General features: G+C 57.4%; 14 protein-coding genes and 1 tRNA gene. 2 read left to right on the plus strand and 13 right to left on the minus strand.

What is annotated here, in order from left to right; genetic code table 11:
* The first annotated feature begins 3 nt into the window (after positions 1-3).
* Positions 4-1,395 (plus strand): NAD-dependent succinate-semialdehyde dehydrogenase, encoded by a 1,392-nt coding sequence (locus AD928_RS10490; RefSeq protein WP_062141180.1) that lies wholly within the window; start codon positions 4-6, stop codon positions 1,393-1,395.
* Between the two features lie 102 nt (positions 1,396-1,497).
* Here AD928_RS10490 and AD928_RS10495 read toward each other — a convergent pair whose 3' ends face one another.
* The 6 genes from AD928_RS10495 to xseA form a co-directional block, all read right to left on the minus strand.
* A complete protein-coding gene (locus AD928_RS10495; protein WP_062250378.1) occupies positions 1,498-2,328 on the minus strand; it encodes a creatininase family protein in 831 nt (276 codons plus the stop codon).
* A gap of 9 nt (positions 2,329-2,337) precedes the next feature.
* Entirely contained in the window at positions 2,338-4,341 is a 2,004-nt protein-coding gene (locus AD928_RS10500; protein ID WP_082779860.1) for a CocE/NonD family hydrolase, read from the minus strand.
* A 219-nt stretch (positions 4,342-4,560) separates the two neighbouring features.
* A complete protein-coding gene (locus tag AD928_RS10505) occupies positions 4,561-5,748 on the minus strand; it encodes a phosphoserine transaminase (protein ID WP_062250381.1) in 1,188 nt (395 codons plus the stop codon).
* Between the two features lie 35 nt (positions 5,749-5,783).
* A tRNA-Leu gene (locus tag AD928_RS10510) sits at positions 5,784-5,868 on the minus strand.
* A gap of 51 nt (positions 5,869-5,919) precedes the next feature.
* Positions 5,920-6,267, minus strand: coding sequence for a hypothetical protein (locus tag AD928_RS10515; protein WP_062250383.1), 348 nt, complete (start codon positions 6,265-6,267; stop codon positions 5,920-5,922).
* Positions 6,268-6,387: 120 nt separating this feature from the next.
* A complete protein-coding gene (gene xseA, locus AD928_RS10520; protein WP_062250386.1) occupies positions 6,388-7,848 on the minus strand; it encodes an exodeoxyribonuclease VII large subunit in 1,461 nt (486 codons plus the stop codon).
* Between the two features lie 66 nt (positions 7,849-7,914).
* Here xseA and purD point away from each other — a divergent pair, with 66 nt between their 5' ends.
* Complete coding sequence (gene purD / locus AD928_RS10525) at positions 7,915-9,183, plus strand: phosphoribosylamine--glycine ligase (RefSeq protein ID WP_062250388.1); 1,269 nt, start codon at positions 7,915-7,917, stop codon at positions 9,181-9,183.
* A gap of 195 nt (positions 9,184-9,378) precedes the next feature.
* Here the strand turns inward: purD and rimI are convergent, their stop codons facing one another.
* The 7 genes from rimI to AD928_RS10560 form a co-directional block, all read right to left on the minus strand.
* Positions 9,379-9,852, minus strand: a complete 474-nt coding sequence (gene rimI / locus AD928_RS10530; protein ID WP_233420047.1) for a ribosomal protein S18-alanine N-acetyltransferase — start codon at positions 9,850-9,852, stop codon at positions 9,379-9,381.
* Positions 9,849-10,544, minus strand: a complete 696-nt coding sequence (gene tsaB / locus AD928_RS10535) for a tRNA (adenosine(37)-N6)-threonylcarbamoyltransferase complex dimerization subunit type 1 TsaB (RefSeq protein WP_062250393.1) — start codon at positions 10,542-10,544, stop codon at positions 9,849-9,851. The genes rimI and tsaB overlap by 4 nt, the downstream gene beginning before the upstream one ends.
* Positions 10,544-11,125, minus strand: a complete 582-nt coding sequence (locus AD928_RS10540) for a malonic semialdehyde reductase (RefSeq protein ID WP_043550384.1) — start codon at positions 11,123-11,125, stop codon at positions 10,544-10,546. Before AD928_RS10540 ends, tsaB begins: the two co-directional genes overlap by 1 nt.
* 102 nt (positions 11,126-11,227) lie before the next feature.
* Positions 11,228-11,791, minus strand: coding sequence for a NifU family protein (locus AD928_RS10545; protein ID WP_062250430.1), 564 nt, complete (start codon positions 11,789-11,791; stop codon positions 11,228-11,230).
* A gap of 238 nt (positions 11,792-12,029) precedes the next feature.
* Positions 12,030-13,253: a DUF2075 domain-containing protein gene (locus AD928_RS10550; RefSeq protein WP_062250432.1), complete on the minus strand. Its 1,224-nt coding sequence runs from the start codon at positions 13,251-13,253 to the stop codon at positions 12,030-12,032.
* Between the two features lie 81 nt (positions 13,254-13,334).
* On the minus strand, positions 13,335-15,353 hold the full coding sequence (locus AD928_RS10555; RefSeq protein ID WP_156470185.1) for a M61 family metallopeptidase: 2,019 nt from the start codon (positions 15,351-15,353) through the stop codon (positions 13,335-13,337).
* 74 nt (positions 15,354-15,427) lie between these two features.
* Positions 15,428-16,336: a LysR family transcriptional regulator gene (locus tag AD928_RS10560; protein ID WP_167347363.1), complete on the minus strand. Its 909-nt coding sequence runs from the start codon at positions 16,334-16,336 to the stop codon at positions 15,428-15,430.
* Positions 16,337-16,472 lie beyond the last annotated feature (136 nt).

The following is a 16,472-nucleotide window of genomic DNA, read 5'->3' on the forward strand; positions in this document are numbered from 1 at the left end:
AATATGGCTTACAAGACTGTCAATCCGTACACCAACGAGACGATCGCCACTTTTCCTGACCTGAAAGATGCCGAACTGGATTCTCTGCTGTCACAGGCAGAGAAAACCTATAAAAGCTGGCGTGGAAAACCCTTTGCTGACCGCGCCAGCATCCTGCATAAAGCTGCCAGCCTGCTGCGCGAGCAAAGCGAAGAGTATGCAAAGCTGCTGACGCTGGAGATGGGCAAACTCAAGCGTGAAGCATTAGGAGAAGTTGCTCTTTCTGCTGATATTCTTGATTATTATGCCGACAACGCTGAAAAATTTCTGGCACCACAGAAAGTGCCCGGCGGCAGCGAGCGCGGTGATGACGCCATGCTCATCAGCCAGCCGCTCGGTATCCTGCTGGCCATTGAGCCGTGGAACTTCCCCTACTACCAGCTGGCCCGCGTCGCCGGGCCGCATCTGATGGCAGGGAACGTGGTTGTGGTGAAACACGCCTCCATTGTTCCGCAATGCGCCGCTGCTTTTGAAAAACTCTTCCATGACGCAGGCGCTCCCGCAGGGCTTTACACAAACCTGTTCGCCACACGTCAGCAGTTGGAAAAGCTGATTGATGACCCACGCATTCAGGGCATCGCCCTGACGGGGAGCGAAGGGGCAGGGGCCACTGTTGCGGCACAGGCTGGCAAGAACCTGAAAAAAACCACCATGGAACTGGGCGGCAGTGATGCCTTCATTGTTCTGGATGATGCAGATCTTGAAAAGTCCGTTAAATGGGCTGTCTGGGGCCGCATGAATAATGGTGGCCAATGCTGTGTGGCGTCCAAGCGCATTATTGTGCAGGAGAGCCTTGCTGACCAGTTTTTCAAACGCTTTAGTGAAGAACTTGCAAAACTTGCGCCCGGAGATCCGTCTGATGACGCAACCGGCGTACCGCCCATGTCCTCCCAGTCTGCAGCAGATCAGCTGAATCAGCAGGTTGAAGACGCGGTGAAAAATGGGGCCAAAGCGCACCGGGTCGGCCCGACCCCACCCAACAAGGGCGCCTTTGTTCAGACCACGATCCTGACCAACCTGACGCGCGATAATCCTGCTTTCCATCAGGAATTTTTTGGACCCGTGGCACTCTTCTTTACCGTTAAGGACGAGCAGGAAGCCATTGAACTGGCCAATGACACACCTTACGGGCTAGGTGGCTCCGTGTTTACAGAAGATACCAAACGCGGTGTTGAGGTTGCCAAGCAGATTTACACCGGCATGGTCTATATCAACCACCCGACATGGACCCGGCCAGATCTGCCCTTTGGCGGCGTCAAACGCTCCGGCTATGGGCGTGAACTCGCCATGCTGGGGATTGAAGAGTTCGTTAACAAGAAGCTCATCAACGTCGTGCCTATTGATGCTCCAGCCTGAGCCCGCATTTTTCTAAAGACACAAAAGGCGACAGAGTTCTCTCTGTCGCCTTTTTTATAAGCTCCTTACAGAGCAAAATACTTTTCTATCCGTAAAAGACTTTCAGTCTTCTTTGTTGGAGACCTCTTGCACGTCCTGCTTCACCACATGCTCAACCAGTTTCACGCCTGTTTCCACCAGCTTTTCTGTCAGGAGCGCACCCGTTTCTACGGAGCAGAGACGCGGGTCTCTGCGTCCAACCCCATTCGATGCTGTGCAATCCCCCTCCAGCGGCACAGAAATCAGAGCGCCATCCAGATCGAGCGTGCCAAAATCTGAAACATTCAGACCCCATGCTGTTTTATCTGCATGCTTTTGAGGAATACGATCCTCCCGAACCAGATCAGGCAGCACATGCATCCCGATGCTTGTCAACGGGTTTGCACCATGGCCGCCGGACTGTGCGGCCTGCTCTGCGCCAACAATCTGGGGCAAGAAACTGGCAGCAACACGCCACAGATAAAAGCTGGGGACCACAACATTATCCCGCAGCCAGATGCTGCGCGTGACATCATGAATCATGGTGCAGTTTCCACCATGCCCGTTCAGAATAATAAGTCGGGTAAGACCATGCCGAAGCAGACTGTCCAGCATATCCCGCAAGACAGCCTGCAAAGTACTTTGGGAAAGCGCAATCCCACCCGGCATGTATCCAAAAAAATCAGCGCCACCAAAAGGCAGAACAGGCGCAACATACACCTCATGCCCGGCAGCAGAGGCCTTTCTGGCGATTTTCTCCGCCATGTCATCTGCCAGAAGGTAGTCCCCCATCGGCATATGCGGCCCCTGATCTTCAAAACTGCCGAATGGCAAAAGAATAACAGGGGAGCGCGCTACGGCCTCCCGCATTTCAGATGCGGTTAAATGCGCCATCTGGAATTTGGTCTGAACCATACCGGCCTCTTACTGTTTCACAACCGGGAGCAGAATGGAGGTCGCCTCCTTGCCACCATGATGGATACTCTGCGTCGCCACGGTATAATCTACCGGTTTTGCATCAAAAATGTTCGGCACGAACTTCTGCGGATTCCGGTCATAAAGCGGGAACCAGGACGACTGGATCTGCACCATAATCCGATGCCCTTTTGCAAACACATGGTTCACAGCAGGAAGCGTGAAGTGATAATGCAGCGTTGCATCCGGCTGGAGTGCTTCCGGTTTGGCAAAGTCCTTGCGGTAACGGCCGCGGAAGACATCCATGGAAACAGGCAGCTCATACCCGCCCATTTTGGGATCATCCGGCGTCATGGCAGGCTGTACGTCAATCAGCTTCACCACCCAGTCTGAATCCGTGCCACTTGTCGCGGCAAACAGGTCCGCTACCGGCACACCGCTCACCCGCACAGGTTCGTCCAGCACCTCCGTTTCATAGGTCACCACATCCGGGCGGGATTCTGCTTCCCGCTGGTCCTGCACCAGCCAGGGCTTCCACCGGCTGCTCTGCGCAAAGGCAAAGGGACGCGAGATAAACGGAACCGGATGCGCCGGGTCAGACACATAGCTGTCCGCCCCATCTGCTGCCGGGTGTGTAAAGCTCAGCCCGTGCCCGTCTGCCAGATAAAGCGGGGTCAGACCGCCGGTGCAGTTGCTTTCACACACAGACGGCCAGGAACGGTAATAATCCCATTTCTGGTCCCCTGTATTGTAGATGATGGCGTCAGGCAGATGCACAGACGCGCTGCCCGGTTTCAGATATTCATCAAAGAAGGGCCGGAAGACATCCCGCCGATACTGGTGGGCTGTATCCCCTTCAAATTCCAGCGGGCCAAGTGTGGAGCCGTTATAGTTCACCCCACTATGCCGCCATGGGCCCATCACCAGCGTATTGGGCGCTTTAACATCCGCATCCTTCAGCGCCTGCCAGGCATGAATGGCCCCCCACATATCTTCCTGATCCCACAAGCCCTGTTCCCACAGCATCGGAACTGTCGGCTTGCGCTGAGCCAGAATTTTATCCAGCGCCTGCCCCTGCCAGAACGCATCATACGCCGGGTGTGCGTGCATACGCTGCCAGAATGGATACTGGTCCAGACCGGCCTGTGTCGCAAAACTCCCGGCAGATCCGGCTTTCAGAAAATTGGTGTAGTCATCAGCATCTCTGCGGGGAATATCATTCCCTCCGCCGCGCGCTGTCATCTGGCTGACAAAATAGTCAAACGCCCCCTGACGAAACGCGCCATAATGGAACCAGTCATCTCCCATCCAGCCATCCACCATCGGGCTTTCCGGTGCGGCGACTTTCAGGGCAGGGTGCGGATCCAGCAACGCCATGACAACAGTAAAGCCCTCATAGGACGAACCTGTCATACCCACACGGCCATTGGACTCCGGCACATTATGCACCAGCCAGTCCACCGTATCCCACGCGTCGGTGGTTTCATCCGTTTTGGTGGGGTTCAGCGGGCCGTGCGGGGGTCGCGTCATCACATAATCGCCCTGAGAGCCATATTTCCCGCGAATATCCTGAAACACGCGGATATAGCCGCCCTCTACAAACACATCATCCCCCTGCGGCAGAACCTCCCGCATGGTCAGGGCATTGGGCACACGGTTAGCCCGGCCTTTGGCGTTATAGGGGGTACGTGTCAAAAGAATTGGAGCATTACGGGCGTTTTTCGGAATAACAATAACCGTATAAAGCTTCACGCCGTCCCGCATGGGGACCATAACCTCGCGCTTGATGTAATCACGCTGCTGGTCTGTTGGCATATGCACACTGGCCGGAATATCGCTACCGGTTTGCACGCTTAGCGGATCATGCGCCTGAGCAGCATCCGCTGCCGGAGCTGCGGCCTGCGCGACCGGAAGGGTTGCCGCCAGCAACACCCCGGACAGAGCAACGCTCGCCCACAGGCTCTTTTTTTGCAAAACGGATTTCTGTTTTGAAAGGGTAATCTGTCCCACCATGATCCTGCACTTCTGTCTGGTTTTTGCTTTTTAAGCTGGTGCTCAGACGATGCGTTGGATCAGGCGGTTCGTCCACCCTGTTTTTCGTAGAAAACGATTCTCAGGCGATACAGTCCGGGCGGCACGAACCGTGTGAAAATCACCGGGGGAAAGACAGCGCTTTCCCGGCGCCTCTGGCTTCGCTCCCTACCACCGAAGCCCTCTTGAAACGCGATGCACTCAGGCCGGGCAGGCTACCGGCGCAACCTGTGCAAAAGCCCAGTCCAGCCAGGGCAGAAGCGCGCTGACGTCGGAGGCTTCCACCGTCGCGCCACCCCAGATCCGCAGACCCGGCGGGGCATCACGATAGCTGGCAATGTCAAACGCCACGCCTTCCTTATCCAGCAGAGCGACCATCTGTTTGACAGTCTTCATCTGCTCGGAGCGCTCCAGTGCCAAAAACCACGGGGCCACAATGCGCAGGCAGATCGCGGTGGAGGAACGCTCTGCCTCGTTACGAGCCAGAAATTCCACCCAGTCCGTTTTGGCTTCCCAAGCCGTCACTGCTGCCAGATTGGCCTGACTGCGCGCCTTCAACCCGCCAAGACCACCAACGGACTCAGCCCATTTCAGGCTATCCAGCGCATCTTCCACACACAGCATGGAGGGCGTGTTGATGGTGTCACCCCGGAAGATGCCTTCAATCAGCTTGCCTTTGCCCATCAGACGGAAAATCTTGGGCAGGGGCCGCGGCGCTTCAAAACTTTCCAGCCGCTCCACAGCACGAGGGGAAAGCGCGAGCATGCCGTGCGCAGCCTCACCTCCCAGCGCTTTCTGCCAGGACCATGTGACCACATCCAGTCGGTCCCACGGCAAGTCCATCGCAAAGGCGGCGGACGTCGCATCGCAAATGACCAGCCCCTCATGCTTCGCCGGAATGGCGTTAGCAGACGGCAGGCGCACACCGGACGTGGTGCCGTTCCACGCCAGAACCACATCATGCGTCCAGTCCACCTGAGCAAGATCAGGCAGTTGACCGTAATCGGCTTTCAGAACGCGTGCATGGTCCAGCTTGAGCTGAGAGACAATGTCCTGCGCCCAGAGCGAGGAGAAACTTTCAAACGCCAGCACATCCACAGGCCGGGCCCCCAGCAGGGACCACAGAGCCATTTCCACAGCGCCGGTATCAGACGCCGGGACAATCCCTACACGCCAGCCTTCAGGAATACCCAGAATGGCTGCGGAGCGGTCAATCACCTCCGCCAGTCGGGCCCGACCTTCCGCAGAGCGGTGGGAACGGCCCGTCAGCGCATTGCTCAGCGCAGAAACATCCCACCCCGGGCGCTTGGCGCAGGGGCCGGAGGAAAAACACGGATTGGCAGGACGGCAAGCCGGACGGGAGGAATTTTCGGAATGTGTGGAGGTCATCACCCTGTCCGGTTTCAAGGAAGTGAGACAAATTGTGGTGCGAGAGAGGGGACTCGAACCCCTATGCCTTGCGGCGGTCGATTTTGAGCCGACTACGTCTACCGATTCCGTCACTCTCGCGGCAGGGCCCTCACTACCAGCAAAAAGGCTGGCAGAAAAGGCCACTCAGGATTAGCGGCAGACGCGGGCAGACCCATCTGCAGCAATATAGGTGCCCGTCTGGGTATTAAAGCAGGCATTCTGCACACAACTGTTCCCGCTGGTGAGCGGCTGCGGATAGTTCTGCGTCGCCATGGCCTGACTTTCCCGCGCGGCTGTGCCGCACAGCGGCGTGTTGGCCGGGGCGGAGGGATCGTTCGTCAGATGGCTTTCATCCACAGGGTTCCCCTGCTGGATGGCCATGTTTGGCGGGAAGGTCTGTAACGGCACCTTCTGCTGTGCGGCGGGCTGGGCAGCACAGCCCGCAAGAAGCCCCAGAGCAAGGCAATAACCCAGCGGGCGAAGAAAACGCGTAGACATGCGGACAGTCCCCTAAAAGCAGGTTGGGCCTCACAGCCCCCGTTTCTCTGTGTGCATTCTGCACTGCCTGACACCATAGACAGGATCAGAATTCAACCTCAACCGGGCTTCTATAGCCCCTTACAGTTCCAAAGTCGTCTGCTCAGCTTTTGCTGGCTTTTTACGGGCAATCACGGCGTCACGCTGGCCATCACCAAAGGTCAGCACAACATCTTCCCCCACCTTCAGCTTGCGCGCAGAGGTTACAGGCTGGCCACCGACCGTCACCAATGCATAGCCCCGCGCCAGCACCGCCTGTGGAGACACTGCTTCCAGTTGCCCACCAACACCCACCAGTGCTGCGCGCCGTTCCCGCACCAGCGCCGCCAGCGGAGCCGGAGAAATCCGCAACCGCCCCAGCCGGGCTTCCCGCGTTTGCAAACCATGCCGCAGACCTGTCTGCAACGCACTCCCCAGTAAGGCCATACGGGTACGGCGGCCCGAGAGCAGCGTTTCCACTGCGGGCATATGCCGCTCCACCGCCACCAGTGCCACGCGTCGCCCCTGCACAAAGCCGGGCAGGGCGACGTCCAGCCTGCGGCCCCGGTCATCCAGCATCATCCGCGCCGTGCCCAGCAGGCCGGGCAGATCGGGCAGGGCCGCCGCAGCCCGGTCCAGCCGCAGCCGGGCCGTCTGCAATAGGCGGGACAGCGCCCCAAGCGCGCGTGCCCCCCGATGCTCAAGCTCCGCCAGCATTTCCGTACGGACCGGCACGGCCAGTTCTGCCGCGGCAGTCGGTGTCGGCGCACGCCGGTCCGAGGCAAAATCAATCAGGGTGGTATCGGTCTCATGCCCCACGGCGGAAATCAGCGGGATGCTGGACGCAGCAGCGGCACGCACCACGGCTTCATCATTAAACGCCATCAGGTCTTCCAGAGACCCGCCACCACGCGCCACAATCAGCACATCCGGGCGCGGCACGTTGCCGCTGCCATCCAGCGCAGAAAACCCGTTAATAGCCGCCGTAATCTGCGCGGCAGCGCCTTCCCCCTGCACAGCCACAGGCCACACCAGCACCGGGCGCGGGAAGCGACGCAGAAGGGTCGTGCAAATATCATGGAGCACCGCGCCCTGCGCCGAGGTCACCACCCCGATCACACGCGGCAGCAGGGGCAGGCGGCGTTTGCGCTCAGCGTCAAACAGGCCTTCTTCCGCCAGTTTCAGCCGCAGGCGTTCAATGCGGGCCAGCAGGGCACCTTCCCCCGCATACTCCATCCGCTCCACCACAAGCTGATAGCTTGAGCGTTCGCCGTAAGCGGAGATCTTGCCGGTTGCGATGATTTCCAGCCCGTTTTCCGGCACCAGCCCAAGGCGAGAGACCGAGCCGCGCCACACGACGCCGGAAATTTTGCCGCGCTCATCTTTGAGGGAAAAATAGAGGTGGCCGGAGGGGTAGCGCTTGAATTCGGTAATCTCACCGCGCACCCGCACACGGCCAAACGTGCCCTCAAGCGTGCGCCTGATAGCCCCGGAAATTTCGGAGACACTATATTCCGGCACATTCCCACCGGGAGGTGCCCCTGCTGCAAGCCCTTCGATCATTTGCCCAACCTATGCTACAGACGCTCGCCCTGAAAGAGCAGAGCTGACAGAGTGAGAGAGAAAAATATGCGGGTACTTCTGGTTGGATCCGGCGGCCGTGAACATGCACTGGCCGCAACACTTGCACGTTCCCCCAAACTGACGGCTTTGTTCATTGCCCCCGGCAACCCCGGCACGGCAGAGCTGGGCACCAACGTGGCCATTGGTGCAAGCGATGTGCCGGCCCTGATTACCTTTGCCAAAGAACAGCAGGTTGACCTGATTGTTCCCGGCCCGGAAGCCCCACTGGTGGCTGGTCTGGCCGATGCCTGCGCCGCTGCCGGTCTGGCCTGTGCCGGCCCCACGCAGGCCGCTGCCCGTCTGGAAGGCAGCAAGAGCTTCAGCAAGGAAGTCTGCTACGCCGCAGGCGTACCCACCGCCCGTGGCGAACGCTTTACCAGTGCAGACGCCGCCATCACTTACATTGCAGAACGCGGCGCCCCGATTGTGGTGAAGGCCGACGGTCTGGCGGCAGGCAAAGGCGTGGTGGTCGCGCAGACAGTGGCCGAAGCGCAGGATGCCGTGCGGGAGATGATGACGCAGGGCAGCATGGGTGAGGCTGGCCGCAGCGTGGTGATTGAAGATTGCCTTGTGGGTGAAGAAGTTTCTCTCTTTGCCTTCTGCTCGGGTGAGACCGCCATGCTGATTGGCGCCGCACAGGACCACAAACGCATTGGCGATAATGACACCGGCCCCAACACCGGCGGCATGGGCGCTGTCTCCCCGCCGCGTGGGTTTGATCGCGCCGCGCAGGAAGCGGCACTCGATCTGGTTGTGCGCCCCATGCTGAAAGAAATGGTCCGGCGGGGCACCCCATTCCGAGGCGTGATTTTTGCAGGCCTGATGCTGACAGAAACCGGCCCGCAACTGATTGAATACAATGTTCGCTTTGGGGACCCGGAAGCACAGGCTCTGCTGCTCCGCCTGACCTCCGACCTGCTGCCTGCACTGGCCGCCCTTGCGGAAGATAGACTGGACACAACCCCTGTCACGTTCTCGGATCAGGCCGCCATCAGCGTTGTTATGGCCGCACGGGGCTATCCGGCAAAACCTGAAACGGGTGCGGTTATTTCCGGCATTGCCGATGCCGAAGCGCTGGAAGGCGTGCGCGTCTTTCAGGCTGGCACCAAAGAAAATGCGTCCCGCGAACTGGTTGTGGCCGGCGGTCGCGTCCTGTCCGTCTGTGCGCTTGGAGACACCGTGCAGGAAGCACGGGACCGGGCCTATGCCGGTGTGAAAGCGATTTCGTGGGAGGGTGCTGCCTGGCGCACGGATATTGGGGCGCGGGCTCTTTAAGACGCTCGGTTCTCCAACCCCTGAACGCACCGGCATCAGTCTTTGTCATCTGAATTGATAACGGATTTTCAGAACAGTTTTTATGGCGCTATGTGATGCTGGATTTTTACTCAGCATCACATGCTTTTTCTCAGCCTATAGGCTCCGAGAGCTGATCTATTTCACGCGAAAGAAGATCCCAGACGAGCCCGCGGCTTACGCGCCCCAGCTGTGCATCAGCACCAAAGCATCCGAGCCATCCGGGTAATAAGCCCGCCGTTTTCCAGCCTGCACAAACCCTGCACCAGCATAAAGCGCCTGTGCCGCTGCATTATGGACGGAGACCTCAAGGAACATGTGGTCTGCGCCCCGGTCCTGCGCTTCCATCACACCCCATGTCAAAAGCTGTCTGGCGATGCCCTGCTGGCGGAAGGCCTTCGCGACACAGAGTGTCAAAACCTCAGCCTCATCTGCCACACACCGGATCATCAAAAACCCTGCGGGCTGGTCGCCCTGCATGGCAAGAGCTGTCACTACGCCGGGCATGGGCAAAAGCTGTTTTAAAGCCGCCTCATCCCACAAATCGTCTACAGAAAAGCTTTGAGCATGGAGGGCAGCCAGCACCGCGCCATGCGCCTGACTGGCCTCAATAATGTCCACGGCCACGGCCTGAGAGAGTGTCTGGCTCAAACGGGTGCAGACCGTAAACCAGCAGCCGGGAGCTTGGCTTCTGGCGGATCGACATACAAAGGCAAAGCATCCCGCGGCGCGAGCTGGCCTGTTAACCGGGCAAGAGCAGCTTCCGCAATCTGGCTGGCCGTGGGTTGTGTCAGGTCAGAGAAGACGGGCTCTGCCACCGGGAGCGACGCCGCAGCATCCCCCGCCACCAGCCAGCGACCGGGCAGGGCAGACCAGCTTGCCAGAGCCACAGCCTGCACCCCGTCGGCCCGTTCCACAAACACGCGCCCACGCCGCGCTGCCGTGACAAGCAGCCAGCCGTCCAGATCCCCATAGCGAGCACACTCGGCATCAAGCTGCGGACGCAGCGCTTCGCCTCGCGTCACCCCAACCAGCGGGCACCCAGCCCCAAGCGCATAGCCTGCCGCCATAGCGCAGGAAGCCCGCAGACCGGTAAAGGAACCGGGACCAGTGACCACGGCCACCAGATCAGGCTGCACAGGCTGGCCAGCCCCCCAGCCTACCTGTTGCAAAGCCTCAGCAGCCAGAAGACCAATGCCTTCCGCCGCCTGTTTCCCCGCAGCAGAGACGTGGGAGAGAACCGTATAGCCGCCCTCGGGAGAAGGCGTGACACAGGCCGCAGTACCACAGGCGGCCTCTCCGGCCGGGCTGCCATCCAGCACTAAAAGACGTTCAGGTTTCATCACAGGAAGCGGCATGCTTCATCAAAGCCTAAGCGCGGCGCACGAGGCGGCAGTTGCTCAATGTCCCCATACCCGAGACAGAGCAGGAAGTTCGCCCGCCAGCCATCTTCGGCCAGAAAGGTATCTTCCACCATGTTCTGATCAAAGCCGGAAATCGGCAACGCATCCAGCCCCAGCGCCCGGGCCGCCATAATCATATAGGCGCCTTCCAGCGTGCCATTACGGAAAGCGGTTTCTTCCGCCAGCCCGACATCCGCAGCAAACCAGGAGCGCAGCTCCTCATTGGGGGCCAGACGTGGCAGTTCATCAAAAAACAGGGGATCATACGCCACAATGGCGATAACGGGGGCCCCCATCACGCGGTTCACATTACCTGCGGAAAGGGCGGGGCGCAGGCGCTCCCGGCCTTCGGACGCGGTAATAAACACAAACCGCGCCGGGCTACAGTTGCCGGAGGTTGGCCCGAGGCTCACCAGACTATACAGGCGGCGCAACAGGGCAGGCTCCACCGGGCGGGCCATCCAGCGCCGCGGCGTGCGCGCCTTTTGGAAAAGAAGATCCAGCCCGCTATCATCCAGCATTTCTGTCCTGCCTCCGCTGCCCCGCTGTTGCGGGGGCTTACCTAGTGTCTGCTCCCCCTTTTAGGTCACAGACCCGGAGACGGGAAGATGCTGAGAGCTGCCTTAGTCTTCAACCTGCTCCACGGACACAACTTCCGGCACATAATGCCGCAGCATGTTTTCCACACCGTGCTTCAGAGTAGCGCGGGAAGAGGGGCAGCCAGAGCAGGCACCCTGCATGGTCAGACGGACAATGCCGTCCTTGTAGCCACGGAACACAATGTCCCCACCATCACCCGCCACAGCCGGGCGCACGCGCGTGTCCAGCAGTTCCTTGATCTGGGTGACGATCTCCTGATCTTCCGGCGCGATGGGTTCTTCCATAATGCCAACGCCTTCCGCCACAACCGGCGCACCAGCCACGAAGTGGTCCATCAGGGCTGTCAGTACCAACGGGCGCAGTTCTGCCCAGTCTTCCTGATCGGACTTGGTGACGGACACAAAGTCATTCCCCAGAAACACGCGGGACACGCCGGGCAGCCCAAACAGCGCTTCCGCCAGCGGGGAACGTCCGGAGACGGCATCGGCATCAATAAAATCAATCGTCCCGGCATCGCCCATCACGGCACGGCCCGGGAGGAATTTCAGCGTGGCGGGGTTAGGGGTGTCTTCAGTTTCAATAAACATGGCAACCTGATCCTGATCGTCTGCTACGTGTCTTTCTGTGTCCTCAGGTGGCATCACAATGCGGACAGGACAAGTCCTGTATTGTAAGAAACCCCCGGTTTGCAGAGAATTCACTCAGGTTTTTCTGCCACGCATAAGAAAACTGACCTGCATGACGCGGAAAAACCCTTTGCAAAGCCGCTCTGCCCGGATGCGCCGAGCTGCCATGCATACTGCCAGCTTCCGCCTTCCAGCCTTTTTACGCAGCGTCCCGGCTCGCCTGCATCTGCAGGAGCCGTTTTCTCAGGGCAGGATCGCTCGCATAAATAAACAGCCCATGCACGGCCCGCGTCATCAGCACATTGATGGCATTCAGCATGATGCGCTCTTTTGTACCTTCCGGGTCCTGAAGCCCGTCTCGCCCGGCAAAGGCCGCGCCATCTTCATACCGGCTGGTATCAATGCGGATGCCGTCCGTTGCCGGGTCATACAGCACGGAGGGGCCTAAAATCAGCCCGACATAATTCAGGTCGAACCCCTGCACGGTGTAAACGGACCCGACTTCATCAATCGTGTCGGGCCGTTCTGCCCATGGCAGCTTTTCATCCGGTTTGGAGCGGTCCCAACGGAGGGTAAAGCGGCCCTCGTGGATGAAGTGGTCTTCCCCATCCAGCCGATAGGGATAGTCATATGTCGCAATCATGCGGGACAGCCCGTAACGGGCATTTTCCTTTTTGATGGCGTCATAGAGATCCTGCGCATCCGCAAAAAACCGGAAATCGAACGCCTGTTTTTGCGGCATCGGGAGGATTTTTTTCTGATAAAACCCCTCAATCCAGTCGAGCACATCCTGATTGGCATGAACGCGAAACTGCGTCTTGAGATGATATGTCTGGCAGGGGAGTCCTTTCACCAGAGATTCCAGAAGCCCCTGACTCCAGCAGCTCTTGAATTTCAAAACCTGTTTTTCATCAAACACCAGAACCGTAATTCTGGAGAGTTTAATTAGTTCTTCCAGATGGTTGTTCTGCTTAAAATGGTTGTATTTATCGCTTTTTGTCAGAAGAAGATGGGCTTCATCCACAAAGATAATATCGGCCCGTTTTCCAGACTTATGCATTCTATTGATAAATGTTGTCGGACGCTCAAAATCTTTCTTTTTTAGCACCGGATAGGATTCTGAAATATTTTTATAAAGCTTCATCATTTCCGGATGATTGACAACAAGGTAGTTGTCCGTCTTCCAGAATGGACTGCTTTTATCAGATGAGCGTGAAAGAGACTGTATCTCGTTAAAAATCGAATTGATAACGATACTTTTTCCGGTTCCTGCGTCACCTTCAATCAGAAAAACGGCATGCTCATCATGCTGATGCGCAACACAGAACGCCTTGATGGCGTTTTTCAGGTCCTGCTGTTCCGGAGAAAGCTGTTTTTCAGGAGATAATTTCTCCGCTGCATCGTTTTCATAACGATCAGGCAAACCAGACTCTTTCACACGTCCCCCTTGCAGCGGACCAGAAGAGGCTTTTTCTGAAACCTCTTCCGGTCCTTATGCATCAGATTATTTTCCCGCGGCAGACCCCGCGGCATCGTTCTGCGCACCCAACGGTGCAAGCACCGTATCCAGAAGCTGCGTATTGCCGTCCAGATGCGGGTAACGCAGGCCACCATGATAGGTGACAGACACTGTATGATAGCGCTCACCATCCCGCAGCAGCAACTCTATCGGGGCTGCATCCTTGTTTTTTGCATTGGTGATCTCATCCTGCAGCGCATCAGGATCATATGATACACCATTCACAGCCACCAGGTCCTGATCCCGCGTGACCCCGGCCTGCCAGGCCGGGCTACCCCACAGCACTTCACTCACGGAGCCTTTCTTGCTCACAGTCAGGCCGAGAGAGAACATGAAGTCTGAAACATGCCGCAGATCAGAATAGGATTTCACATAGTCTGACGGTTTTTCAGTATAGACAACGTTTGCACCGCCACGCGTAAACCCATCCAGCGGGGCATGTGTGCTGGTGTTGTACAGACGCTCATGCAGGAACTTCGCCCAGTCATAAGGCTGGACAGCATTCAGCGTTTTTACAATCTCATCAAAATTATAGGTGCTGGTGACAACGCTGCCATTGTTGGTCCCAAAAAACGCCTTGGCAAAATCGTTCAGGCTCTTTGTATTGCCAGAGAGTTTGCGAATGAGTGTATCCGCGTCCAGCCAGACCAGCTGACCTTCAGAATAGTAATCCTCGCTCCGCTGCCAGCTTCTCCAGGACTCAGGGGAGCGCTGGGCAATAATCGGGTCATTCGTCGTATCAATCAGCGGACGCCACTGCCGGCCCTGCCGGTTATCATACACAGCAGCCACTTCAGCCAGCGCATCTTTCACCTGCGGCACCGTCATCAGCCCTGCGCGAGCAGCCAGAATATAGCCCCAGTATTGTGTTTGCCCTTCATAGACCCACAGACCGGTGCCACGCTGAGGCGTGTTGAAATCGGGTGCCCACAAGCCATCCGGGCGGCTATATTTCCCATTCCAGGAATGGGTGAATTCATGCGCCAGCAGGTCACGCATCCCGAAGGTCTTATCCCAATGTGTAAAATAGCCCCTGGGGCCACTATTTTCACTGGACTGGTGATGTTCCAGACCGATGCCACCCAGCTTGTTCGTCAAAGCCAGAAGGAAGTCATAATGCGCGTAATGATATGACCCAAACAGGAGGTTTGCCTGCTTTACAAGATTTTTATGGGCCTGAATCTGCGCATCCGTCGCAGCCAGATCCTGCGGCTGATCCGCCATGACATTCAGCGTGACAGAAACCTTGTCATCCTGTGTCAGGTCAAATTTTCGGAAATATTTCCCTGCAAAAATGGGAGAATCCACCAGCGTGTTGAACGAAACCGGCTGGAAGGAAACCTTGCTGCCTGCGCCTGTGCCATCAGACCGCAGGGCGGTACCGTAGGACCAGCCAGCCGGGAACGTCACACTCGGATGCACCATAATCTGCCGGGTGAAATACCCTGCCGGATAGAGAGAAACAGCAGACCACTGCACGTTCTCCATCGTATCCGTCATGACCACACGCCCCACTTTGGGAGAAACCGGCGTGAGCAACTGATAAGAGACTTCAAGCTGCTTTGTACCCTGCGGCACATCAATGTGGAAAGCGCTGACCGTTACCGTATCCCGCAGCCAGGGAATGATCTTCCCATCGGCCTTTACTGTCAGGCCGCCCAGCTGATCAATCGTGCCGCTGGGGGAGTGGTTACCCGGCAGCCACATCGGATAAAGCAGAACAAAATCGCCACCCTTCTGCGCGATACGGGTCGGAAGGGGGATTGTCTCCTTCATGCTCAGGATATGCCGGGCAAGATCCGTGCCATCCACAGCAAGAGCAATTGTGCTGCCAAAAGGCACATCCTGCGGCGCAGGCACAGCTGGGGGGAGGGGCAGCGGCATGGGCTGCGGCTGAGCAGACGCCTCAGCCGCCAGCCCCTGTGGGGCACACGCCAGCGCCATCAGAGCAAGGCACGGAGCAGTCAGCCCAACGCTGGATAAAAAGCGGTTCCGTAACGACATAGCCAGTTCTCCCAACGGATACATCACACCCTGACGGCCTTCTGACGTCAGACCATGTGCATATTTCATTACGCTTATGAAGCACTCTGGCCAGCCTCTGTCGAGGCCTGAAAAACCTCTCCCCTCACGCCGTTCTGCGCCATTTCAATAAATGTCTCAATAATCTGGCTTTTTGCGTGTTTTCTCCAGACAAAATACACATCTGTCGGGCCCATCCCATCCAGCCTGAACGTCTTCAGGGACTGCCCTCTTTCACGGAACTGACGAATGACACTCTCGGGCATGCAGGACAGGCCAGCTCCCGTGCCGAGACATTCAAGAATCAGATCATAGGATTCCAGCGTCAGGATTGAATGGGGATGATAGGCTTTCTCGTCGAGCCATTGTTCAGCACGGCGCCTGTAAAAGCAGTCTTTGTTGAACAGATAAATATCTGATTGCTCAATCAGCTCTGGCGTGATTTTTTTGACATGCTCAGGCACAACAAGATGCAGCGTTTCGGAAAAGGCAAATGTGCCTTCCAGCAGCGTATTTTCAACCGGGCCATCCGTCAGTGCCAGATCAATTTCATCACTCATCAGCATTCTTTCCAGACTAAAGCTGGGTTTTTTCAGGATATTAAGCTGAATTCCCGGATGCTCGCGCATAAAACGTGGCACGCAGTGGGGTAACAGACTGAGAAACGCTACATCCAGCGCCCCTACATTCAGAATGCCGCGAGGCTGTCCCTGAGACCATAATTCCGGTAAGCGATCCGCCCGGCTGACAATGTCTTTTGCTTCCTTATAAAAAAGGCGTCCTGCTGGTGTGATCAGCAGTTTTTTACGGTCCCGGATAAAAAGATCCTGCCCCAGGTCAGCTTCCAGTTCCTTCAACCGCATGGTGAGATTGGATGCCACACAGTGCATACGGCGTGCAGCCGCCGCAATGGAACCTGCTTCGACAATGGCACAGAAAAACCGGAGATGAGAGAGTTTTGGCACATACATAGTATCATCACTTTATGTGAGCATTTCACTCTTTCATAATCACTTTTCATTGCGTGACGACCTGTGGAAGGATGGAACCATCAACAGCACAGACGTTTTTATCAGTAACTTCTGGAAACAGGATGAACTG

This window comes from Acetobacter cerevisiae (assembly GCF_001580535.1).
GTDB classification, from domain to species: Bacteria; Pseudomonadota; Alphaproteobacteria; order Acetobacterales; family Acetobacteraceae; genus Acetobacter; species Acetobacter cerevisiae.